Annotated in this window: 20 protein-coding genes and 1 riboswitch; of the genes, 12 read left to right on the top strand and 8 right to left on the bottom strand. The window is 56.7% G+C overall.

Going from position 1 to position 23,961, the window contains the following annotated elements:
- Positions 1-70: 70 nt before the first annotated feature.
- Entirely contained in the window at positions 71-745 is a 675-nt protein-coding gene (locus B2W96_RS09540; protein WP_293010059.1) for a JAB domain-containing protein, read from the bottom strand.
- A gap of 227 nt (positions 746-972) precedes the next feature.
- Positions 973-1,135, top strand: a riboswitch (M-box (ykoK) riboswitch).
- 123 nt (positions 1,136-1,258) lie between these two features.
- Here B2W96_RS09540 and mgtE point away from each other — a divergent pair.
- Positions 1,259-2,647, top strand: coding sequence for a magnesium transporter (mgtE, locus tag B2W96_RS09535; protein WP_293010058.1), 1,389 nt, complete (start codon positions 1,259-1,261; stop codon positions 2,645-2,647).
- Between the two features lie 164 nt (positions 2,648-2,811).
- Here the strand turns inward: mgtE and B2W96_RS09530 are convergent, their stop codons facing one another.
- Positions 2,812-4,245 carry an alanine/glycine:cation symporter family protein gene (locus B2W96_RS09530; protein WP_293010057.1) on the bottom strand — a complete coding sequence of 478 codons (1,434 nt, stop codon included), beginning with the start codon at positions 4,243-4,245 and terminating at the stop codon, positions 2,812-2,814.
- A 512-nt stretch (positions 4,246-4,757) separates the two neighbouring features.
- On the opposite strand from B2W96_RS09530, the gene B2W96_RS09525 reads away from it, so the two are divergent.
- The gene (locus B2W96_RS09525; protein WP_293010056.1) at positions 4,758-5,945 is read left to right on the top strand and encodes a CobW family GTP-binding protein; all 1,188 of its coding nucleotides are present in this window, start codon (positions 4,758-4,760) and stop codon (positions 5,943-5,945) included.
- A gap of 35 nt (positions 5,946-5,980) precedes the next feature.
- Positions 5,981-6,910, top strand: coding sequence for a GTP-binding protein (locus B2W96_RS09520; protein ID WP_293010055.1), 930 nt, complete (start codon positions 5,981-5,983; stop codon positions 6,908-6,910).
- Between the two features lie 260 nt (positions 6,911-7,170).
- Here the strand turns inward: B2W96_RS09520 and B2W96_RS09515 are convergent, their stop codons facing one another.
- Both B2W96_RS09515 and B2W96_RS09510 read right to left on the bottom strand, forming a co-directional pair.
- Positions 7,171-7,872: a late competence development ComFB family protein gene (locus B2W96_RS09515; RefSeq protein WP_293010054.1), complete on the bottom strand. Its 702-nt coding sequence runs from the start codon at positions 7,870-7,872 to the stop codon at positions 7,171-7,173.
- A 28-nt stretch (positions 7,873-7,900) separates the two neighbouring features.
- Complete coding sequence (locus B2W96_RS09510) at positions 7,901-8,680, bottom strand: ParA family protein (RefSeq protein WP_293010053.1); 780 nt, start codon at positions 8,678-8,680, stop codon at positions 7,901-7,903.
- Positions 8,681-8,840: 160 nt separating this feature from the next.
- On the opposite strand from B2W96_RS09510, the gene fliD reads away from it, so the two are divergent.
- The 3 genes from fliD to B2W96_RS09495 are packed head-to-tail and all read left to right on the top strand — an operon-like array spanning position 8,841 to position 12,280.
- Positions 8,841-11,456: a flagellar filament capping protein FliD gene (fliD, locus tag B2W96_RS09505; protein WP_293010052.1), complete on the top strand. Its 2,616-nt coding sequence runs from the start codon at positions 8,841-8,843 to the stop codon at positions 11,454-11,456.
- A gap of 48 nt (positions 11,457-11,504) precedes the next feature.
- The gene (gene fliS / locus B2W96_RS09500) at positions 11,505-11,879 is read left to right on the top strand and encodes a flagellar export chaperone FliS (RefSeq protein ID WP_293010051.1); all 375 of its coding nucleotides are present in this window, start codon (positions 11,505-11,507) and stop codon (positions 11,877-11,879) included.
- Positions 11,876-12,280 (top strand): hypothetical protein, encoded by a 405-nt coding sequence (locus B2W96_RS09495; RefSeq protein WP_293010050.1) that lies wholly within the window; start codon positions 11,876-11,878, stop codon positions 12,278-12,280. Before fliS ends, B2W96_RS09495 begins: the two co-directional genes overlap by 4 nt.
- 82 nt (positions 12,281-12,362) lie before the next feature.
- Here B2W96_RS09495 and B2W96_RS09490 read toward each other — a convergent pair whose 3' ends face one another.
- Entirely contained in the window at positions 12,363-13,265 is a 903-nt protein-coding gene (locus B2W96_RS09490) for a C39 family peptidase (protein WP_293010049.1), read from the bottom strand.
- 229 nt (positions 13,266-13,494) lie between these two features.
- On the opposite strand from B2W96_RS09490, the gene B2W96_RS09485 reads away from it, so the two are divergent.
- The 5 genes from B2W96_RS09485 (at position 13,495) to B2W96_RS09465 (ending at position 19,181) form a co-directional block, all read left to right on the top strand.
- Positions 13,495-14,229, top strand: coding sequence for a cell division ATP-binding protein FtsE (locus B2W96_RS09485; RefSeq protein WP_293010048.1), 735 nt, complete (start codon positions 13,495-13,497; stop codon positions 14,227-14,229).
- A 116-nt stretch (positions 14,230-14,345) separates the two neighbouring features.
- Positions 14,346-16,373: a cell division protein FtsA gene (locus tag B2W96_RS09480; RefSeq protein WP_293010047.1), complete on the top strand. Its 2,028-nt coding sequence runs from the start codon at positions 14,346-14,348 to the stop codon at positions 16,371-16,373.
- 26 nt (positions 16,374-16,399) lie between these two features.
- Entirely contained in the window at positions 16,400-17,611 is a 1,212-nt protein-coding gene (locus B2W96_RS09475; RefSeq protein ID WP_293010046.1) for an EAL and HDOD domain-containing protein, read from the top strand.
- 50 nt (positions 17,612-17,661) lie between these two features.
- Positions 17,662-18,468 carry a hypothetical protein gene (locus tag B2W96_RS09470; protein ID WP_293010045.1) on the top strand — a complete coding sequence of 269 codons (807 nt, stop codon included), beginning with the start codon at positions 17,662-17,664 and terminating at the stop codon, positions 18,466-18,468.
- A 197-nt stretch (positions 18,469-18,665) separates the two neighbouring features.
- Complete coding sequence (locus B2W96_RS09465) at positions 18,666-19,181, top strand: GNAT family N-acetyltransferase (RefSeq protein WP_293010044.1); 516 nt, start codon at positions 18,666-18,668, stop codon at positions 19,179-19,181.
- 256 nt (positions 19,182-19,437) lie between these two features.
- Here B2W96_RS09465 and B2W96_RS09460 read toward each other — a convergent pair whose 3' ends face one another.
- The 3 genes from B2W96_RS09460 to B2W96_RS09450 are packed head-to-tail and all read right to left on the bottom strand — an operon-like array spanning position 19,438 to position 21,993.
- Positions 19,438-20,430 (bottom strand): ABC transporter substrate-binding protein, encoded by a 993-nt coding sequence (locus B2W96_RS09460; protein WP_293010043.1) that lies wholly within the window; start codon positions 20,428-20,430, stop codon positions 19,438-19,440.
- A complete protein-coding gene (locus B2W96_RS09455) occupies positions 20,427-21,242 on the bottom strand; it encodes an ABC transporter permease (protein ID WP_293010042.1) in 816 nt (271 codons plus the stop codon). Before B2W96_RS09455 ends, B2W96_RS09460 begins: the two co-directional genes overlap by 4 nt.
- Complete coding sequence (locus tag B2W96_RS09450; RefSeq protein ID WP_293010041.1) at positions 21,235-21,993, bottom strand: ABC transporter ATP-binding protein; 759 nt, start codon at positions 21,991-21,993, stop codon at positions 21,235-21,237. The genes B2W96_RS09455 and B2W96_RS09450 overlap by 8 nt, the downstream gene beginning before the upstream one ends.
- Positions 21,994-22,275: 282 nt before the next feature.
- Between B2W96_RS09450 and B2W96_RS09445 the strand changes: the two genes are divergently transcribed.
- Positions 22,276-23,961 (top strand): flagellin (locus B2W96_RS09445; RefSeq protein ID WP_293010040.1); only part of this gene is annotated, 1,686 nt, incomplete at its 3' end.

Raw genomic sequence — 23,961 nt, 5'->3', positions numbered from 1 at the left:
GGTCGCCGGAAGGCTCGTAGGGGGAAACGACTTTAAATTTTGGCATAAGCCCTCCTTTTGGGCGGTTTTATCAGGTTGTGAAATAGCCGGAGTCCCGCATGGAAACGAAATCCCCGTCCGCCACGATGATGTGGTCCACCAACTGGATGCCCACGCCTTCCAGCGCCATACGCACCCGGTCGGTGGTTGCAAAGTCTTCTCCGGAGGGCAGCGCCACGCCGCTGGGGTGGTTATGGGACAGAATCACGGCGCTGGCGTTGGCAAGCAGGGCGTTTTCCACCAGCTTGCGGATGTTCAGCTCCGCCCCGTTCACGTCGCCCTCGGTCAAAAGCTTACTCACCAGAAGTTTTCCCTTCCTGTCCAGACACAACTCATATACCAGCTCATATTTTTTTCCGTCAAACCGGCGGAGGAGGTATTCTCCCGCCCGCTCTGTGGAGTTGAGAATCACCGGCGCACTCTCCCTTGCCCTGCTCCGCTCCGTCAGCATGGGTACCAGCCGCAGCAGCAGCGCCGCGCTCTCACCCACGCCGTCCACCTTTTGAAGGTCCTCCACCGGAGCGGTGAGCGTCGCCCCCAAAGAGCCGTACCGTTCCAAAAGTACATGGGCCAAAGCGTTGGTATCCCTGCGGGGAATGGCGTAAAACAAAAGCAGCTCCAGTGCCTCGTGGTCGGCAAAGCCCGCAAGACCCGTTTCCAGAAAGCGCCGGCGCATCTTTTCCCGGTGTCCGTCATGGATTCCCATGGGCTCCCCCCTCGCAGCGTTATTCTTTGAGATTTACAGGTATACTATTATATCATATGCTTTGTGATCCCACAAGCACTTTTATCGTACAAACGTTTGTCTTGCTGAAATCTTGCCGTGCCACGGCGAAGCGGGCGTCTTCCGTCTTAATTTTTTCTTTTCTTCAATTTTACCGCTCTACCGGTTGACACAGCGGCTTTTTTGGCATACTATAAGAGAGAAAAGTGAACAGCGTCCGGTAGGTAAGGCTACCACAGGGATATGGGTTGCTGCCGCGAAATGATGGAGACATCATGAGATGGTTTGAACAGGCGATATCGAACTTTAAGGTATCATCTAATGCAATTTCACTGCCTTGTGAAGCTAAAGCTTGAACGGTGGGGAGGCGGAGCTGTCTCTCGGCAGTGTTTTTCGAGAAAGATTTTCTCAATCGTACCGGACGGGACGATTGGGATTTTTTTACTTTTTGGGGTGTCTGCCCCGCCGATTATATGAAGAAAGGAGGACCCGCGTATGTTGGAATTTGAAAACAAGCGCTTGGAACTGATCGAAAAAATAGAGGAGTTCATTCGCCGAAAACAGTATGCTGCCTTGCGGGACCTCCTGTGTCTCTTAGAGGCGGCAGACATTGCCCCTTTGATGGACGGCCTTTCGGAGGAGGACCTTCCGCTTCTTTTTCGCCTGCTTCCCAAAGAGCTGGCTGCGGCGGTATTTGTGGAGCTGGATTCGGACGAGCAGGAGCTTTTGATTCAGGGCTTTTCCAACACGGAGCTGAAAGAGGTGCTGGACGAGCTGTATTTAGACGATGCGGTGGATATTGTTGAGGAAATGCCGGCGGGCGTGGTCAAGCGCATTTTGATGCACTCCGATCCAGACATGCGCAAGAGCATCAACGAAATTCTGAAATATCCAGAGGATTCCGCCGGCAGCATCATGACCACGGAGTTTGTCGACCTGAAGACCTCCATGACCGTGGCGGATGCATTCAAACGCATCCGCCGCACCGGCCCCGACAAGGAAACCATCAACATCTGCTATGTCATTGACGACAATCGTCACCTCATCGGTCTGGTTTCTCTGCGCACGCTGCTGCTGGCGGAAGAGGACGCAGTTATCGGAGACATCATGGAGACCAACTTTGTCTCCGTCTCCACGCTGGACGATCAGGAATACACCGCCCGCACCCTTTCCAAATACGACTTTCTGGCTCTGCCGGTGGTGGATACGGAAAACCGACTGGTGGGTATCGTCACGGTTGACGACGCCATGGACGTTCTGCAGGAAGAGGTCACCGAGGACATCGAAAAGATGGCGGCGATTCTTCCCTCTGACAAGCCATATCTGAAAACCGATATTTTCGAGATGTTTAAATCCCGCATTCCGTGGCTTTTGCTTCTGATGATTTCCGCAACCTTTACGGGACAGATTATCTCCAGCTTTGAAAATGCGCTGGCCGCCGCGACCATTCTGACCGCCTATATCCCCATGCTGATGGACACGGGCGGCAATGCCGGCTCCCAATCGGCGGTTACTGTGATTCGCGGAATTTCACTGAATGAAATTGCATTCAGCGATATTCTTCGGGTCATCTGGAAGGAAATTCGGGTTTCCCTGCTGTGCGGACTGACGCTGGCCACAGCCAACTTTCTCAAGCTGATTTTGATAGATCAGATGCTGTTCCACAATTCTGCCGTGACCCCCATGGTGGCCCTGGTTGTGTGCTCCACTCTGATCGTCACCGTATTTTCCGCCAAGGTGGTGGGCTGCGCCCTTCCTCTGCTGGCAAAGCGGGTGGGCTTTGACCCGGCGGTGATGGCCTCTCCCATCATCACTACCATCGTAGACGCCATCTCTCTTTCCATTTACTTTTCTTTTGCCTCCGCCATTCTGCATTTGGGCTGATAGCTCCCCATTTAAAGCAGCGCCCTTTCGCATCGCCTTGTTTCTGGGCTTCGGCGGCAGGGCTCCGGAAACTCTTTTGCGGAAAACCGCTCGACAAAAAGCACATCTTGGTGGCAATGCCGCCAAGATGTGCTTTTCTTTCGGAAACACAAGGGCTGAATCACTTACTTTGCTTTTTTCTCCAGCGCGCGGGCCGGGTCGGAGAAGTACTCTTTCACCAGCTTGAAGACCACAGGAGACAGCAACAGCAGCGCAATCAGATTGGGAATCGCCATCAGGCCGTTCAGCGTGTCGGCAATATCCCATGCCAACTGAAGTTCCATGGTGGCACCCACAACCATAAACAGGCAGAACAGCACCTGATACGGCTTGATAATCTTGGTGCCAAACAGGAACTCCGCGCAGCGGGTACCATACAGACCCCAGCTCAGAACTGTGGACAGGGCAAACAGGGTCAGTCCGATGGCAACGACCACGCCGGCAGCCTTTCCGCCAAAGGTGGTGGAGAATGCGGAAATCGCCAGACCCGCGCCCGCGGACTTTCCAAATTCAATGGACATGGCGCTATCGCCGGTGTAGGCGCACATCACGGTCAGCGCGGTCAGCGTGCAGATCACGATGGTATCGGCAAACACCTCGAACACGCCGAACAGGCCCTGACGAACAGCACTGTCCGTGTCGGCGGCGGCGTGGGCGATAGGAGCGGAGCCAAGACCGGCCTCGTTGGAGAAGATGCCGCGGCCAACGCCCTTGGTGATGGCCTGCTTGATGCCAACGCCGGCAACGCCGCCCACCACGGCACCGGGGTTAAAGGCGCCGATAAAGATGTCGCTGAAAACCTTGCCGACATGCTGGGAATTGGTGATAATCACCGCCAGGCAGCCGAGGATGTAAATAATGGCCATGACAGGGACCAGCTTCTCGGTCACGCTGCCGATGCGCTTCAGTCCGCCCAGATATACCAGCGCGGAAATGGAAGCCACGACGATGCCGATAATCAGATAAACGATATTCATGCCGCCATCGCTCATGGTGACGAACTCACCAATGGCGGAGCCGATGGTGGTGGCGATGGTGTTCACCTGCGTCATGTTGCCGATGCCGAAGGCGGCCAGCATCCCGAACACGGCAAACACCGTGCCCAGCCACTTCCAATTCTGTCCCAGACCGTTTTTGATGTAATACATGGGGCCGCCGACCCAGTCGCCCTTATCGTTGCGTTCACGGTATTTGATGGCAAGGGTAACCTCGGCAAACTTGGTGCACATACCCACCAGCGCCGAGACCCACATCCAGAAAATCGCGCCGGGACCGCCCACGGCGATCGCGCCGCACACACCCGCGATGTTGCCGGTGCCCACAGTGGCCGCCAGCGCGGTGGTCAGCGCCTGAAGCGGCGTTACCGCGCCCTCTTTGGCCTCCACCTTATGAAAGACCTTTCCGATGGTGTTCTTCATTGCATATCCAAACTTCGAGAACTGCAGGAACCCGGTGCGGATGGTCAGGTAAAGGCCGGTTCCGATAATCAGAATCATCATCGGAATGCCCCAGACGATGCCATTGATTTTGCCGTTAATTTCAGCAATTATCTCTGCCATTTTTTAGTTTCCCCCTCTTCCATTTTGTTCGCGGCTCTTCCGCGGCTTTTCGGAGCCGTATAAATTCCCTCTCATGAAGAACTGTATTGGCTCCCTTTCGGTTTTATTCTAGCACCGCCGTTGAAATGTTGCAACAACGGGTTCACAATTTCGCAACAATTGTCTGTTTTATACAATTTCGCATACACCGTTTATCTCATTTTATAATTTTTACCAATTGCGTAAACGTTAGTTCTCGTTTTTCTTTTTATTTATTTGGGCATAACGCCAATTGCGGCAGGAAGACGCAAGGGTATTTTTTCACGGTGCCCCCTTGGTGTCGTTTTGCTTCTCCGTGGGTCTTTTGGGCCCTTGTCCGAGAGAAAACAGATCCTCCGCCGACCGGACAAATTTGGTCCAAATTTATGGACGGGACATGAATTTTCCATATAAACATTGCAATTTTAAGAAAAAATGGTATGATACGAGGTATTAGTCAGCTCCCCAAATTTAAAAGCGAAGGACTTGATTCCATGACAAAAATTGACATTATTTCCGGCTTTCTCGGCGCCGGAAAAACAACGCTTATCAAAAAGCTGCTGGCCGAGGCCTATCAGGGCGAAAAGCTGGTGCTCATTGAGAACGAATTCGGAGAAATCAGCATTGACGGCGGCTTTTTAAAGGAATCCGGGGTGCAGATTTCCGAGATGTCCTCCGGCTGCATCTGCTGCTCTCTGGTGGGCGACTTCAGCCAAGCGCTTCAGGACGTGCAGCGGCAGTTTCACCCTGACCGCATTTTGATCGAGCCCTCCGGTGTAGGCAAGCTCAGCGACGTGATTGCCGCCGTGCAGGACACGGTGTCCAAGAGCGCCGAGATGGAGCTGAACAGCTTTGTCACGGTGGCGGACGCATCCAAAGTGAAGGTCTATATGAAAAACTTTGGCGAGTTCTACAACAATCAGGTGGAATCCGCAGGAACCATTATTCTCTCCCGGACACAGAAGCTGTCGGCTGAAAAGCTGGACGCCGCCGTGGCCATGCTGCGGGAGCTGAGCCCTCAGGCCGCCATTCTCACCACCCCTTGGGACCAATTGGACGGCAAAACTATTCTCTCCGCTATTGAAAAAGTATCTTTGGCGGACGAACTGCTGGAGCGTATCCGCGCCGAGCGCGCGGCAGATGCCCATGAGCACGAGCATCATCACGACCATGAGCATCATGAGCACGAGTGCGGCGACCCCGACTGCTCCTGCCATGATCACCACCACGAGCATGAGCATCATCATGACCATGAGCACGAACACGATCATCATCATGAACACGAACACGAACACGAGCATGAGCATGAGCATGAGCATGAGCATGAGCATGAGCATGAGCATGAACACCGTCATGACCATGCGCACGAGTGCAGTGACCCCGATTGCTCCTGCCACCACCATCACGCGGACGAGGTGTTTACCAGTTGGGGTGCGGAGACACCCAAGGTCTTCACAGAAGCGGGCATTCGCACCATTCTGGAAAAGCTGGACTCCGGCGACTTTGGCAGGGTTCTACGGGCCAAGGGCATTCTTCCGGCGGCGGATGGCAACTGGCTTCACTTTGACTACGTGCCCGAGGAGGCGGAGGTCCGGCGGGGCGCCCCCGACTACACGGGCCGCCTGTGTGTCATCGGCGCGGAGCTGAACGAAGCGAAGCTCAAAGTGCTGTTTGGCCTATAAAATAAGTTTCAATTGCTGTAAAGGATTTTTCATTTATGGATATACCCGTTTATCTCATCGCCGGCTTTCTGGACGGCGGCAAAACCAATTTTATCAACGGCATTTTACAGGACGGCTTTGCCAAGGAGGACAAGACCCTTCTTCTCTGCTGCGAGGAGGGCGAAGAGGAATACGACAAGGCCGCTCTTTCCAATGTCACGGTGGTGACCATAGAGAGTGAAAAGGCGCTGACCTGTTCATTTTTGAAGGAGTGCGAAAAAAAGTACAAGCCCCGTCAGGTGCTGATTGAATACAACGGCATGTGGCAGCTTGAGCGGCTTTACCGGGATGTGCTTCCAGCCAACTGGGTGCTGTATCAGATTATGTGCATGGTGCAGGCTTCCACCTTTGAAACTTATGCCAAAAACATGGGTCAGCTTATGATGGAGAAAATTACAGGCGCGGACATGCTGGTCTTTAACCGCTGCACCCCGGAGCTGCGGGAAAGCCTGCGCAAGCGCAACCTGCGGATGGTGAACCGCCGTGCGGACATTTATCTGGAGAATGTAGACGGCACCAGCGAGGACTATCTCACCGGCGACGAGTGCCCCTTTGACATGACGCAGGAGGTCATCGACATCCCCGACGAGGACTTCGGCGTGTGGTATGTGGACGTGATGGACCACCCCGACCGGTATCAGGGCAAGCTGGTCCACATGATGGTGGTAATGTGCCATTCCTCCCAGTATCCCGGTATAGACTGCCCGGGCCGGTTTGCCATGGTGTGCTGTGAGAAGGACGTGACCTTCCTGGGCCTGATTGCCCGCGGCGAGGGACTTGACCGCTTCAAAAATCACGACTGGATGGAAATTACCGCCAAAATGGACGTGGAGGAGCATCCTGCCTACAAGGGTCCCGGTCCGGTGATGCACATCGTCTCGGTGGCGGACGGCAAGAAACCCCGGCAGGAAATTGTGTCGTTTTAAAGTTCGTTTTAATACAATTTGTAATATTTCAGAAAAATGCTCCCCTCTGTTGTCGAACAGAGGGGAGCATTGCCGCATATTGACAGATTGTTTTCAGATAAAACCGCAGAGGCAGCTCCGATATTTCCGGACAACCGTCCGCAAGCCCAGCGCTCTCAAAAAAACGTGGCAACGCCATAGGCAGGCACATTGATACTGCTCAGCCGCTTCCGCAAAAAAAGACCGCCGCCCAGCCGGGCGGCGGTCTTTCTAAAAAACGGTCAATGTCTGGGGTTTTCCATCACCACCCGACAGGCGGAGATGATCTGGGATGTGACGGCCGCGTTATAGTGGTTTTCATACACGGAGTAAGGAAACCTCTGGCATTTTTGCAGTACAATGTACTTTGGCTCCAGATGGCTCAGCGCCAACGCCTCCACATCCGCCTGACACCGGCTGCACGGGCAAACGCCCAGAAGCTTGATATATTTAGGCACCTTTTCCCGCACCAGCGCCTGCATGACGTTGACGTACTCACTCTCATCTCCCGTACCTGGCGGGACCTGAGGCTCTCCGGCAAGCATTGGCTGCGCGGACCTCACGGGCGTGCGCCGCCCGATGGAAGAAGCAGGCGGCGCGGCGGGCGAAGACGGACTGGACGGCGACGCATAGTCTCCCGTTTTAATAACCTCCGGCTGAAGGACAGAAAACGTGTCGCTCTCCGCCCGCTCCACCTCCTCCCGCAGGGCCTCCCGAATCTGATTGGAAAGCTCCTCGGGGGCGTGCTCCACCTCCACCATGGGAACAACCGGCGCAATGACCGGCGGCGGCGCGATGACGGGCGGCGGGCTGACGGCCTCGGCCGTTGCCGCAGGCGGAGAAGCCAGCGAAGCGGGGGGTTCTTCCTCGGCCGTTGCCCGACCTGCCGTGATGACATTCAGCACGTGAGCCGTTTTATTGGTAGACTTTCTGTTGGCGGGCATGATGCATTCCTCCTGCTGGCAGACCGTTTCACCGAGTCCCTTGCCGCTCTTGCAGCAAAGAAGTAATTTCCGAGGTGAGATGCTGGAAATCGTCGGCGGGCTTTGAATTGGGCGCGTAACTGAGAACACTTTCGCCGTGGGCGGGAGCCTCCGCCACTGCGATACTGGAGCGAATTACAGATTTAAATACGCTGGTTTTTAACTGCTTGGCAATCTGGTCGGCCATCTCGCTGACCTCTCGGTTCAGAGTCAGGCGGGCGTTGTATTTATTCAGCAGAATCCCCAAAACTCTAAGCTTGGGGTTGTAACAACTCTGCACAGTGTCAATGGTTTCCTTGATCTGGGCCACACCCAGAAGGCTCAGGATTTCCGGCACCATGGGAATCACCAGCGTGTCCGAAGCCACATATGCGTTCACGGTCAGCACGTTCAGCGCGGGCGGCGTGTCGATAATGACATAGTCATACCTCTCTGCCACGCCCATCAGCTTATTGCGCAGCATAAACTCGCGCCCGGTGCGGTTAAATTCCAGCTCCGCCGCGGACAAAAGAATATTGGCCGGAAGCAGGTCGATTCCGCGGGAATTGGTGATGGCCTCGTCCACCGTAACCCGGTCTTTAAACAAATCGTAGACCGTGGCGCAGTTTTCCGTATCCAGTCCGAGGCTGAAGCTCAAACTGCCCTGCGGATCCAGGTCCACGCCAAGAACGCGCTGTCCGCGCTCATACAGCGCATACAGCAGCGCGGCGGCAGTGGTGGTCTTTCCCACGCCGCCCTTCTGATTTGTGACCGTCATGATTGTTGCCAAACCGAAACCTCCCATTTGATTAAAAAACTTTGTCGAAACTCTTAACTTTACTATACTATATGTCGATAGAAAAGTATAGAGATAGAATTAAATTTTCTTTTATAACCGCAGCCCCGGGGGAGGCCCCGCGCAGGCTCGGATCAGGAAGGAGCGGATCAGTATGGCGTCCGTCAGCGGAGTCACCAGCAGCAATTCCAGCAGCATCTACGGCAATCGGAACGTTTTGTCCGGCCTCGCCACGGGAATGGATACGGAGTCGATGATTGAAAACGCCGTCAGTGGCTATAATCTTAAAATTTCCTCTCTTCAGCAAAAGCAGACCAAGCTGACGTGGCAGCAGGAGGCTATCCGCGAGATTTCCAGCCCCATGATTAAATTCGCCCAGAAATACACCTCCTACAACTCGTCCACAAACCTGCTCAGCCCCAGCTACTTTAACAAATCGGTGATAACCTCCACCAACGGAGCCAACGCGTCCAAGGTTTCCGCCTCCGGCAAAACCTCCAGCGACGTGCAGATTTCGGGCGTGAAGCAGCTTGCCTCCAAGTCTACATACAGCGCTTCCGCCGCGGATTTATTCAGCAATCTCGGCATCACCGGCAAGGACGGCATCGCCACCATCATCGGAAGCGATCTGGACCTGTCCCAGCAGATGGATTTGAGCAAGGTCAGCGGCACGCTGACCCTGAGCTACGGCAGCAGCCGCTCCATCGACTTGAGCTTCGGCGATTTGGAGACGTATTCCTCGGCGGATGACTTTGTGCGGGCCATCAACGTGAAACTGGCCTCCACCACGGTGACGGATTCCACGGGCGAGAGCGTGCCCGCCCTGACCATGGTGAAGGCCTCGCTGGGCGACGACGGGAAAGTGAACTTTGTCGACAATCAGGGTGCCGGAAACACCGTCACCGTGACCGGCGCCACCGGCAAGCTGAAGGAAACCCTGAATATTGACACGAGCAAAAAGGAATCCTTCCTCACCATCCCCTCAACGGACGGGGATCTGATTGATCTGGTGGACAAAAGCGGCACCACGGGCAAATACCTCTCTGGAAAGACGATTTCCATGTCGGTGGACGGCAAAACCAAAACCATCACGCTCCCCACATACAATCCGGATGAATTGGATTTGACCACCGCGACCACGGCGGAGAAGGAACAGCTGACCAAGGACTTTGTAACCGGCCTGCAAAGCGCCGTGAAGGATGCGTTCGGCACGAACGTGAAGGTGGAGCTGAATGGCGACAAGCTGCAATTCACGGGACAAAAGGGCTCTACCATCACCATTTCCGCCACTTCCGACGTTGGCAAAACTCTTGGCCTTTCCGGCAGCTTTACCTCCAGCTATCTGGACACCGGAAAAACCCTCGGCTCACTGCTGGAGCTGAAATCCGCAACGGACAGTGACCCGGAAACGTTGGGGGGCATTGAGGGAACGGTACTTCGCTCCGACCTTGACAAGATTACTAAAAAATCCGACGGTACTTACGTGGACTCCGACGGCAACAAAACCGACGAGAACGGCTACCGTCTGGGATCCGACGGCAAGCAGCTCTACGGCTATGAGCTGGAAATCAGCGGAAAGAAGCTGACTTTTACCCGGGATTCTGCCCTGGACTCTGTAATTTCCGCCATCAACTCCGAGTCGGTAGGCCTGAGCGCCAGCTTTTCCAAAACCACCAACCAGATTCAGCTTGCCTCCAGAGAAACCGGCGCAGCCAGCCAAATCATAATCAACGAGAACATTACGGATGAAAATGGCAGCACGAAAACCAATCTGGGCGCGCTCCTGTTCGGCTCCGTGGGAGTCGACGCTCAGGGCAAGCCCGTTACATCTCTTACCGACGCCAGCTATACCGCGGGGCAGGACGCCGTGTTCAGCATGGAGGTCAACGGCGTGGATATGGGCTCCATTACCCGCTCGGACAATACCTTCAGCGTAGACGGCCTGTCCGTCACCTTAAAGGGAGCATTTGGAACCTATTCCGCCGACACGGTGGACGCCGACGGAAACACGGTTCTCGGCTCGCTGCTGGACAGCCCCGAAGCAGTTACGTTCACCTCCGTCTCAGACACGGACACGCTGGTGGACACCATCACCGGCATGGTGGACGAGCTGAACGAAATTTTGAAGTCGGTGCGGGACGCCCACTCCACGCTTCCCAACTACAAGAGCGACAAAAGCCGCTATGATCCTCTTACCGACGACGACAAGAGCGGCATGACGGACTCCGCCATAGAGAAATATGAGGAGAAGGCAAAGCAGGGCATTCTGTTCGGTGACAGCGACCTTACCAGCTTTTACAGCAAGCTTCTTTCCGCCATCTCCCCCAGCGGCGCTGCCGGAAGTACGCTTTCCGCAATGGGCATCTCCACCACCTACTCCGACGGCGTCACCACCCTTCAGGTGGACGAGGACGCGCTGCGCGATGCACTGTCCACCGACCCCGACAGCGTACGGGACGCGTTTACCTCCACCACTGGAAGCGGCGGACTGATGGTCAACGTCAGCAAAATAATCTCCGACTACTCCTCCACCACCGGTGCAACAAAGGGCATTCTGGTGCAGAAGGCGGGTTCCGTTTATTCTCCTTTGTCGATCCTGTCAAATACCTTGCAGGATCAGATTGACGAGTACGACGATCAGATCACAAGGTGGCAGGACAAGCTTTCCGATCAGGTGGATTACTATACCAGAATGTTCACCCGGCTGGAAACGCTGACCAGCTCCATGAACTCTCAAAGCTCCATGATTTCAAGCATGTTGGGCGGCTGAGACAAGTAAACCCGCGGCAAAACCGCGACCAAAAACGGAGGAACACGCATGGAAGCACAGGGGTATCAGCAGTACAAGCAGCAGTCCGTCAGCACCATGACCCCGGGAGAACTGCTGATTGTTTTATATGATGAGCTGGTAAAGCGCGCGGCACGGGCGGACATTGCGCTGGGGCAGGCGGATTATCCGCTGTTTGAGGCGTCGGTGGATCGGTGCTTGGATATTCTGCACTATTTGGACAACACGCTGGACAATCAGTATCCCATCAGTCGGGAACTGCACCGGCTGTACGACTTTTTCTGTTATGATTTCAGCCGCGTCAAGGCCGGACGGAACCAGGCGGAGCTAAAGCAGCTTCTCACCATGGTAGGCGACCTGCGGGACACCTTCCGCGCGGCGGAAAAGGACGCGCCGGAACGATGAGTGAGCTGTGGGAAAGGTCCCTGCCGGGGCTGCTTGTGCTGGAGCGAAGCATTTTCCGCAAGCTGGGCGAGGTGATTGGCATCACCCGGGAGCTGGCGGAAGCCGTGGACCGGGAAGATCAGGTTTCCGTGCGGTTGCTGCTGACAAGCCGGCATCGGCCCCTGCTTGAATTGCAGGAGTTGAACGCCGCGCTGGAATTGAAACGCTGCGACTTAAGCGGCGAGGACGAGGCCGCTTTTGACCGGCTGGTGAAGCAAAACGACCCACCCCACAGTGAGGCGGAGCGGGAGGTTGCTGATCAAATTGCCCAAAACCGCCGTGCGCTTGAGCAGCTTGCCGAGCTGGACCGTCACGTAAACGAAAAGCTCTGCCGGGACAAATCGTTTTACCGCAAACGCTGAGACGCATCCTAAAATAGAGAAGCGGCGGAGGGAGCGCCCCCAACCGGGGCGGTCCCTCCGCCTGTTTTCTTTTTTTGTTTACTTATGAACCCGCCGGAGATAAAAGCCACAGCGGCGCGCCGCTGCTCCGGCTTTTGGACAGCTCATCCAAAATCACCTGCGGGTCCCACACGGCGAGGCTTCTCTCCCGGCTGCTGGGGTCCGCCACCAGAATGCCGCCGTCCAGCGTGGCCCCGCGCAGGAGGATGAAATGCCCACCGTTGGTGAAATGGCCCTTGGTCATCAAGGCCACGGCCATCTTCCCCGCGGCCAGCTCCAGCCGCAATCGCTCCGCATCGCAGTCCGGCAGGGACTCCACCTCCAGCCCGTAGGCCGCAGCCACACCATTTACAATGGAGAGATAGGACCCGCTGCGCCGCGCCCAATGCCCGTTTTCAGCAGCCCACTGTGCCATCTCCCCGGGGTTCACCGCCCGGTCCGTCAGGCTGGAAACAGCCATGGACAGGCAGGTTGGCCCACAGCCATACTTGCCCAGCGTATCCCGCCCATAGGGCTGATCCGCCCAAGTCTCGTCAGTCTGATTGTAATAAAAAACCTCCCGGTTTCCGCCGGTGAGAACCTCGCCCGTCTCTCTCTGCTCCAGCGCGGTAACAGTAGGGTCCGCCAAGGGGACCGGCTCCTCGTCCGGCTCCAGAACCGCCTGGCTTTCCAGTTCCTCCCCGTCCTTGCGCAGCGCTCCAGTGACAGCGGAGGCCGCTTTGTCCCACACGATGGAAGCGCCGTCGGACGCCGCCCTGTATACCGTCCGGGCGCCATCGGACGCCATGGCCCACGCGGAGGAGGCTGTCCGCCGCACAGGGGCCATGATCCGCTCGTACAGCACCGGGTCCGCCACCCGGCACACGGCCAGCTCCGCCGTCCCGATGCACACGATGGCAAGCACAGAGACGGCAAGCAGTTTTTTTAAGCGAGAGCCGCGCTTCACCGACCGCCGCCCCCTTCCAAATTTTTGTATCATTTAGGTCTTTTCATATGTTGCGTTTTATGATAAAGTACAAATAAACGCGAAAATAGGAATTTTTTGTCGAGGATGTTACGGGTAGAACCCGCTCCATCGCAAATTTCTTTGGATTTCAGTAAGATTATAACAGAACCCGTTAAAAATGTATAGATGTTGCCGCCGCAAAACGCGGCGGAGATGGAGAGCAGGCCTGATGCCGACAGTCGAACTAAAAAACGCAACCAAGCGCTATCGCGGCGAGCACGGATTGATTGAGGCTGTCAGCGACATCAATCTCATTGTCCGGCAGGGGGAATTCGTGTTCGTTGTTGGCAGCAGCGGCGCGGGAAAAAGCACCCTGCTGCAACTGATTGCCGGTCAAATCCGCGCGGATGAGGGACAGGTGCTGCTGGACGGGCTGAATGTGGCCCCGCTGCCGCTGTTTCCCTCGGCAAGGGTACGCAGAAGCTTTGGATATGTGGCGCAGGAGTCACACCTAATGCGGCGGCGCACGATTTATGAGAATCTTGCCATGGTGGCCCGTGTGAGCGGACTGACCCGGGAGAAAAAGCTGCGTGAGCGGACGGAAAAGGCGTTGGGCATCGTGGGACTTGGCGGCCTTGGCGGAAAGTATCCGGGAGAGCTTTCCATCGGGCAGGCCCGGCGGGTGGAGCTGGCCCGGGCGCTGATCAACAGTCCGCCGGTGTTGGTGCTGGATGAGCTGACCGCCAATCTGGATGCCGACAACATCTGGGATTTGATGCATGTACTCTCTGAGCTGAACCGGCTGGGCACTACCGTTATCATGGCCACCCATGCCAGCACCATCGTCAACGTGATGCACCGCCGGGTGGTGACGCTGGTGGACGGAACGATTGCCGGCGATATGTCCGGAGGACGATACGGTGAAATCCGGGCGCGAAAGCCAAAATACACGAAAAAGCGTTGAACTGCCGTGGGTCGAATGGCAAAGGGCGGCGGGAGCCATTTCCCGCCGGACACAATACAAAATATACCGGGCGCACGTATTTTTATGCGCCTGCGAGCGCAGAGGAGTGAGCCACCGTGGAAAAAGTACGCGAGCAGCAGAGTCGGGACATGATTTTCGCGCTGGACATCGGCACCAGAAGCATCATCGGCATGGCAGGCCGCGCAGAGGGCGAGCGGGTGCACATTCTGGCCGTGGAAAAGCTGGAACACAGCAAGCGCGCCATGATGGACGGCCAAATAGAAGACATTGCTCAGGTGGGAAAGGTTGCCGCCGAGGTGACTGCCCGGCTGGAAGCCCGGCTGGACTGCAAGCTGACGCGGGTGTGCATCGCCGCTGCCGGACGGGCTTTGCACACAGAGGCGGGCCACTTTGAGCTGGAGCTGCCGGAGGTTCGCCGCATCGGAGAAGACCTCATCGGTCAGCTCGAGGCGGGGGCCGTTTCCGCTGCCGAGTCCAACCTGAACAAGAACGGCCAGCGGCTGGGTCGGTTTTATCTGGTGGGATACACCGTCTCCCAGTATCTTGTGGACAGCTATCCCCTTTCCATCCTGAAAGGCCACAACGGGCAAAAGCTGGAATGTGAAGTAGTGGCAACCTTCCTGCCCTCCGAGGTGGTGGACAGCCTGTATTCCGCCATGCAGACGGCGGGCCTGGAGGTGGTCAGCCTGACGCTGGAGCCCATTGCCGCCATTAACGCCGCCATTCCGCCGGAGCTGCGGCTTTTGAATCTGGTGATGGCGGACATCGGTGCGGGTACCTCGGACATTGCCGCCTGCCGGGACGGCAGCGTGGTGGGCTATACCATGGCCACCGTGGCGGGCGACGAGATTACTGAAGCCATTATGCGCGCCTTTCTCACCGACTTTTCCACAGCGGAGCGCCTGAAAGCGGAAGCGGCCCGTCGGGAAACTCTGCGCTTTACCGACATTTTAGGTTTGGAGCAGGAGCTTCCCGCCTCTGCTGTGAAAGAGGTGATTATCCCGGCTGAGGGACAGCTTGCGGACGAGCTGGCCCGCCGCATCCGGGAAATTAACGGCGGCGCGCCCTCGGCGGTATTTCTGGCGGGCGGCGGCAGCAAGCTGGAGGGACTGCCTCAGGCAGTGGCCTCCGCACTGGAGATGGATCCCCGGCGGGTAAGCGTGGCCGGGTCCAACTTTAAAATGAGCGCCTTTTCCGACACCGAAGAATTGAACGACCCGGAATATACCACGCCTTTGGGCATCGCTGTCTCCGCTGGCTTGGGCTTGATTTCAGACAGCTACCGCGTTTCTCTCAACGGTCATCCTGCCAAGCTTTTCCGCAGCGGCGCTTTAACCGCGCTGGACGTTTTGCAGATGAACGGCTACAACTACGCCGACCTGATTGGCCGGACCGGTTCCTCTCTCTCCGTTACCATTGACAGCCAGCGGACCCTGTACCGGGGCGAGCTTGCGGAGCCGTCTTCTTTGCGCATCAACGGAACGGAGCTTCCGCCCTCCACAGTGATTCAGGCGGCGGACTCTATTGAATTTACCCCCGCCCGCTCCGGAAAACCGGGTCGACGAACCATTGCCGAGGCGCTGGGTGGCGAGGCCGCCGCAGCCGTTTGCCTTGTGAACGGAGCGCCCGTGGGCCCCGACTATGAGCTCCGTCCGGGAGACGCCGTGGTCACCAACGCCATCGTTCCCGTAAAGGCGACGGGATCAGAAGTGACAGGCACGGAAGCGATTTCTTCTCACGCCGTGGGCGAGGACGCTTCCGCGGCCCCTTCTCCGGTTTCTTCGGCCCAGGAAAGCCTGCCTGCCGACGGCTCAGCGGATAGTTCCCCAGCAGCGGTTACTTCCGCCAAGAAGCCGGAGGCAGAGCATGTGCCTACCCCCAAGCCTTTTGAGGAATTGCTTCCTCCCCGCCTGTTTTTTCTAAACGGAGCCCCGCTGAAGCTTCCGGCTAAACCGAAGAACGCGCCCTACTATTTAATGGATTTGCTGGAGCATGCGGGTCTTGATTTTGAGCATCTGGATCGACCTGTGACACTGCGAGTCAACGGAGAGAGCAGCGCATTTATGCGCGTGCTGGCAGACGGGGACCGCGTGAGTATCCAGATGGAGGAACCCCGCGCCTAAAGCGCGGTGAAACGGAGGATTGGGCTATGCAGAGATACATTGCTCGGCAGGCCATTTTCGACCGCAATCTGCGGGTAGAGGGCTATGAGCTGCTTTACCGCGCGGGCGACGGAGAGGACCGGGCCTCGTTCGCGGACGGGGACCGGGCCACCCGCATCCTTCTGTCTGACGCATTGATGGCCTTTGGTCTGAACAATCTGACCGATGGGCGGGGCGCATACGTCAATTTTACGGAGTCGCTGGTGATGAGTGACTTTGTGCTGCTGACGGACCCCCGGAAAATTACGATAGAGCTGCTGGAGAGCATTCATGTGACGGACAAACTGATCAGGCGTTTGAAGGATCTGAAAAGCCGCGGTTATCGTCTGGCGCTGGACGACTACACCGGCGACCCGGTCTTTGACCCCATTCTTCCGCTGATTGACGTGCTGAAGGTGGACTTTCTGGCCACCAGCGAAGAAAAGCAGGAAGAAATCGCGCGAAAATATCGCCGTGGCCGCATGGCCCTGTTGGCTGAAAAAGTAGAAGACCGGGAAACCTATGAACGGGCTCTGCGTCAGGGTTACAGCAAGTTTCAGGGGTTTTTCTTTCAGCGGCCCACAAATCTGCGCAAGGAGACGGCAAATATCAACTCCGCCACCTATACGCGCCTTTTGCGGGAGCTGAACCGGACCGACGTAGATTTGCGCTACTGCTCGGAAATGATTCGCTCCGACGCAGCGCTAACCTTTCGCCTGCTGAAAAAAGTGCGGACGCTGCAATACTATCGAGGCAACTCTCTTGAAGTGATTGAGCGGGCCGTGACCTATCTGGGGATTGACGAACTGTACCACTGGGTGGTTCTGCTGCTGGCCCGGGAGTCCAACACCACCTGCTCGGACGAGACGGTGCGCGAGGCATATCTGCGCGGAATTTTCATGGAGCGGCTGATGGAGCAATCTCCCCACAGCCGTAAGAAAACTTCAGGCTTTCTCACAGGGATGTTCAGCCTGATGGACCTCATTCTGGGTCGGCCCATGGCGGACCTGCTGGGGGAGGTTCATCTTCCGGCGGAAACCAAAAAGGTCCTGCTGAGTGAAGACGCAGGACCTTTAAAGACGTATCTGGAATACGCCGTTTCCTATGAGCAGAGAACGCCGATGGAGCCGCCTGCGCTGGACGTGGACGCCTATGAGGTAATGGACATCTACATGCAGTGCATCAGAGACACGGACTGGGCCTTCCGCAGTGACTCCTAAGTGAGCGGAGCTGTGGGCCCCTCTTGAACAAACAGAAGCGAGGCAAATATATGTTGAAACAAAGGCGCGTTTTGATTCCTCTGGCCTTGGCCGCCGCCGTGTGCTTGGGGACAGCGGTCTATCTGTTGATTTTTCGAAACGCAGCGGCACTGGAGCCGCCGGAAGAATATGCGCTGGGCGAAGACACAGTGGAATCCCTCAGCTCCGTACTGGGCCGTGAAAACAGCGGCGAGCTGACGGACATGGAAACGCCGGACACGGGGGACGCAGCCGCATCCTCTGGAGCGGGAAGCATTCCGGTCGAGGCGTATTACTACACCTATCAAAAGCTGGAAACCGGCGGTGAGAGCGTGCGCCAGTATGTGGAGCGGCTGACGGCGGAGGAGGGCGGCTTTCGGATTGTGGATGAGAACGGCGCCGTGACAGACCCGCCCAACTACGCCGACGAGGCGGGTTTTGTGTCTCTGGCGAAGGCCGCGTCCGAGGACGGGTGGCTTTTGCGGATGGACATTTCCTGGACCGCTGAAAACTGCCAGATTACCCTCACCCGCCCGGAGGGGACCGTGAGCGAGGCGGAAACGGAAAAGGAACCGATGACCTATGTGGAAGCGGTGGATTTTCTTAAATCCCTCTCCCCCGCCAAACTGGGTCTGGAGGCGGAAAGCCTGCGGGACTACTCCGTGTACCCCATGGACGGCGCGGTGCTGGTGGACGGCATCCTATGCCTGAAGCTTCAGGTTTATCTCCCGCATGAAGCGGGGCAGGCAAACGTGATCGCGGGCACCTATCTCCTCTCCGGCGACAAGACGCATCTCTACCTGCTGGAGGACGGAGCGGTGCGCTCTCTTCCCCTTTAACAGGAAACACCGCCCGGAAAACCAGTGGTTTTCCGGGCGGTGTTTGTTCCAAGGGTTTGTGGGCTTGCTTTTCCAAACCGTCTGTGATATACTGGACACAACCGCAAATCAAAAAGCTGCGGGAACTGAATAATAAAGAACCGTCGTTGCATTGCAAGGAAGGGCTTTTGAGTATTTTTTACTGTGAGGTAAGTGATATGGAGAGAGCTCCTTCTGTTTTTTTGCATCCTGACATCAACCAACCCCGCACCGACCGGCTGATTAGCTGGCTGGAAAATCCCGCCGTCACACGCTATCTGAATGAGGACCGGGGCATTACCTCCCGTCTGCGGGAGACACCCGACCCGGTGTTTCTCACCTGTCAGCTCAACCGGCAGGGCCGATTTTTCTTTGTCTGCCGGGAAGAGGACCCGGAGCCCATCGGCTTCGTCCGTCTGGCTGAACTGAAAAAGAACGACGCTTATGAGCTGGTGGTGGCCATCGGACGGCAGACTCTCTGGGGAAACGGATACGGTACGCAGGCCATTATCCGGTGTCTGGAAACCGCATTTTTTCAACGGCGGGCAAACACCGTTGCCGCCAACGTGCACGCGGACAATCTGCGTTCTCTCCGGGCCTTTGAAAAGGTGGGAATGCGGCGTGTCTCCCAAGGCTGCGGCTATGTCCACTTCCTTCTCACGCGGAATGAGTTTTTGAATCAGCGGCTGGCTTAGGCGCAACCTGCACCTTGCTTGCTTCCGGCTGCGCCGAAAGCAACCGCCGCTTTGTTGCGCCTGCGCTTTCGCGGAAACCAGAGGTTTCCGCGAGGAAAACGGGAGACGCGTAGTGTCGCAAACTGCGCTTTGTTGCGCCTGCGCCTGCGCGGAAACCTCCGGTTTCCGCGAGTGAGGCAGACGGGGGATAAAAAATCTTGAAAATATATGCCCGGAAGGCCAGTGGCCTTCCGGGCATTTTTGCGCGATCACGTTTTTATTTTACCGCCAGAGCAAAGCTGTTGTCCACCAGCTCGTCGAAATTCACCCAGTCCTCGCGGGCCAGCTCCCCGGCAGTTTCCATCACCAGCTCCAGCCGCTCCAGCGCGGATTTTTCCATCACGGGGGTGGCGTTCCATGCGTCGATGTCCTTATAGCGCTGGGCCACTTTTGTCAGCACTTCCACGCCTGTGTCGGGGAACTGATCGGCAATGGCCTCGGCAATTTCGGCGGCGGAATGCTCCTGCACCCATGTCTGCCCCTTGGCAACGGCGTTGGTGAACCGCTGAATCACATCGGGATTTTTCTCCATGTACCCCTGAGAGGCGAAGTATGCAGTGTAGGGAATTTCTCCGCTTTCCTGACCGATGGAAGTGAGAATCACGCCCTTCCCGGCGGCCTCCACCTCTGTGGCAGTAGGCTCAAACAACGTGACATAATCCCCGTTTCCGCCGGTAAACGCACCGGCCATCATGTTGAACTGCACAGAGGTATCCACCACCGCGTCCACATGGGGAATTACGCCGTTTTGCCGCATGACGTATTCAAGCGTCATTTCCGGCATTCCTCCGGCGCGCCCTCCGATAATGGTTTTTCCCTTCAAATCGGTCCAGTTAAAGGGAACATTGTCCCGGCCCACCAGGAAAGAGCCATCCCGCTTTGTCAACTGGGCAAAGACTTTGGGATAATCGGTTTTTCCCTGATTGTATACGTAAACGCAGGCCTCCGGCCCTGCAAGGCCGATGTCACTCTGTCCCGACAGAACGGCGGTCATCACCTTGTCGGCCCCACCGCCGTTGGTCAACTCCACATCCAGCCCTTCGTCGGCAAAAAATCCCAGCTTCAGGGCGGCATACTGGGGCGCGTAGAACACGGAATGGGTCACTTCGTTCAGTTGTACGGTAACGGTTTCCTGCGTTTCGGTTTTTCCGCAGGCGCACAGGGACGCCGTGATGACAACGGCACAGAGCAGGGCAAACAGTTTTTTCATGCGATCACTCCTAAACGTTTTTTTAAAAATTTTTCCAGCCACAGCACGATTTGGTACATCACCACCGCCGCCGCCGCCAGGACCAGCACGGAGGCCATTACCAAATCCATGTTAAACACTTGGGAACCGTACACAATCAAGTACCCAAGCCCGGCTTTGGAAACCAGAAATTCGCCCATCACAACGCCGACCCACGAAAGCCCCACGTTCACCCGCAGGGTATTCAGTAGCGCCGGATAGTTGGAGGGCAGCACCAGTTTTCGCAAAATCTGGCCCCGGCTCGCCCCCATGGAGCGCAAAAGCCGCAGCTTTTGCTCGTCGGTGGAGAGAAAGCCCGCCAGCATGTTAAGAATGGTGACAATCAAGGAGATTGCAAGGGTCATGGCGATGATACTGGATGTTCCCGCGCCAATCCAGACAATGAAAATCGGCCCCAGCGCCGTTTTGGGCAGGGCGTTGAGCACCACCAGATACGGTTCCAGCACGCGGGAGAGAAAATTGCTCCACCACAGAAGTACCGCGACCAACGTACCGGTGAGCGTCCCCAAAATAAAACCCGCCGCCGTTTCCGCGCAGGAGGTCCACAGATGTACCCACAGGTCCCCGCTTTGATACAGCACGGACACTGTTTTTGCCACGCGGAACGGAGAGCTGAAAATAAACGCGTCAATCCACCCCAGTCGGGCGGAGACTTCCCATAGAATCAGAAAGAACAGCAGCAAAAAAACCTGCACCGCCCGCACCGCGGACTGCTGCCTCTTTTGACGGCGCAGCCATGCCAGCCGCCGGGGAGAGGGAGTTAAATCAGGCATTGAAATCCAACTCCTTCCATATGGCGTTGAAAAACCCGCGAAACTCCGGCGCGTCCCGCCGTTCCATGGGCTTTAAATTCCGCAGCGCCCCCAGATCGTGAACAGACTTCACCACGGCGGGACGGCGGCTCAAAACCACCACCCGGTCGGAAAGACTGATGGCCTCGGAAATGTCATGTGTAACCAGAAGGGCGGTTTTCCCCTCCTGTCGGATAATGTCGTGAATGTCTGCGGAGACGGACAGCCGCGTCTGATAATCCAGCGCGGAAAAGGGTTCGTCCAGCAGAAGCATTTTCGGTCCTGCGGCCATGGTGCGAATCAGGGCGCAGCGCTGGCGCATCCCCCCGGAAAGCTGGGAGGGCCGCTTGTTGATAAACGCCCCCAGTCCGTATTGCTCCAAAAGTCCCCGGACGCGTTCATATTGCTCCGGGTCTCGTTCGCCCCGCAGCTCCAGTCCCAGCGTCACGTTGCCCCACACGGTGCGCCACTCGAAAAGTTGGTCCCGCTGGGGCATCAACCCCACCTGCTCCGAAGGAGCGGTGACGGATTTTCCGTCTATTAAAATTCTTCCGGAGGTGGGCGGCTCCAGACCGCCGATCAGGCTCAGCAGCGTGGACTTGCCGCACCCGGAGGGGCCGACCAGGCCCAAAAACTCTCCCTCCTCCAGCTCAAACGACACATCCCGCAGCGCCTCAATTTCTCCGTCAATTGCTTGATAGGTCAGCGCCACGTGCTCGAGAGCGATCGTCATGGCAGAATCCTCCTTTACGCGCCGGGCGCGCCTTTCGCGCCCCGTCCTAATATCGTATGCGGCGGGTTCTTAGGCGGTGCGAAGTGCAAAACTGGGCGAAATTAGAAAATTTTCTGAAAAGTCCCTTATGTTTTGGAAAAAGCGGACGATATATGGGATACAAGGGTAAAATCCCCTGTGCGGTCGCCGAAGGCTTCATGAGGCCTCTGAAGCCAAAGGCTCCGCCTATAAAAAAGGGCAGGGAAAGGATTCCCGCCCCTAAAATACATGGAGGTAACAATTATGCGTATCCAACACAATATCATGTCCATGAACGCCTATCGCAACTTCTCCAGCAACACCGGCGCTCTGAGCAAGAACCTTGAGAAGCTGTCTTCCGGCTATCGGATCAACCGCGCAGGCGACGACGCCGCCGGTCTGGCCATTTCCGAGAAGATGCGGGCGCAGATCTCCGGTCTGGAGCAGGCCTCCTCCAACGCTAAGAGCGGCATTAACCTGGTGCAGACCGCTGAAGGCGCACTGACCGAGGTTCACTCCATGCTCAACCGTATGGTGACTCTGGCCAACCAGTCCGCCAACGGCACTTTCGACAACGAGACCGACCGGGCAAACCTCCAGAAGGAAGTTTCCCAGCTGACCTCCGAAATCGACCGTATCGCCGACAGCTCCAACTTCAACGGCATCAAGCTGCTGGACGGCTCTTTGGGCGGCGGCGCAACGGCTGCCAAGGGAGCCTCTTTTGAGGGTGCCAAGATTGCTGCCAGCCAGGCAGCTACTATGACAACCGCAACTATCAAGTCTGCTGATATGGCGACTGCGATTGATGCGACTGCCGCTACAAAAGACTATCTGAAAATTGACGGACAGGCCGTCACCATCGACTGGGCCAACGACGCAGACGCAAAGGCGTTGGCAGCTCAGTTGAAATCTGACCTGAGCAGTGCCGGCGATGAAACACTTAAGGACATTGCTTCCAAGCTGGAAAACGTTATCAACAACGCTGCAAAGAGCCAGGGCGTTACCGGAAGCGTTTCCGTTTCCGCCGCTTCCGATGGCAAGCTGACCATTAAGAGCAATAACAAGGGCGTTGATTCCGAGTTCTCTTTCATCGGCAGCAATGCGGCAGTTGCCGACATTGGCAAGAGCGTGATGAGCAATGTCATCATGGGCGGTTCCGGTGACGGCGCGGCCAGTGTCAACACCGCAACGCTGAAGTATGACGGCAAGGCCGTGGCTGCTACTGATGTATTCAACATGAATATTAACGGTGTCAAGGTCGCGGCCATTGGCGGTGCCATTGCAAACGGCGACACCATGGCAGCTGCTGCCGCTGAGCTGGAGAAGTCCGTTCAGGCTGCCGTCGATTCCTACAACGATGCCATGGGCCTGAGCGCGAATGTTGAAGACGCCAAGTCTGGGCTTACCGGTCTGGATAAAGACGACTTCACCGTTACCGTGGGCGACAACGGAAACTTCGTTGTGAACTACACCGGCGATGTGAAAAATACCAACTTCAGCTTCGAGGATGTGGGCGAGCGCAGCATTGCTTCCGAGCTGGGTCTGGCTAACGGCAGCAGCACCTCCGGCGGCAATCGCGGCTTGACCCTGCAGATTGGCGACACCGCTGAGAGCTTCAACCAGTTGACCGTCTCCGTGGGCGATATGCACACCACGTCTTTGGGCATCTCCGGCATCGATATTTCCACGCAGACCGGTGCTTCCTCCGCCATTGAGAAAATCAAGTCCGCCATCAACAGTGTTTCCTCCACCCGCGGCACGCTGGGCGCCCTGCAGAACCGTCTGGACCACACCATCAACAACCTGGGCGTCATGACCGAGAACATCCAGGACGCCGAGTCCACCGTCCGCGACGTGGATGTGGCCAAGGAAATGATGGCTTACACCAAGAACAACATCCTGGTGCAGTCCGCGCAGGCCATGCTGGCGCAGGCCAACCAGGTTCCCCAG

Origin of the sequence: Oscillibacter sp. UBA6647 (assembly GCA_002455655.1) — a bacterium.
Classification (GTDB): domain Bacteria; phylum Bacillota; class Clostridia; order Oscillospirales; family Oscillospiraceae; genus Oscillibacter.
The sequence above is the reverse complement of the archived record's forward strand: the minus strand, read 5'-3'. Positions and strand labels throughout refer to the sequence as shown.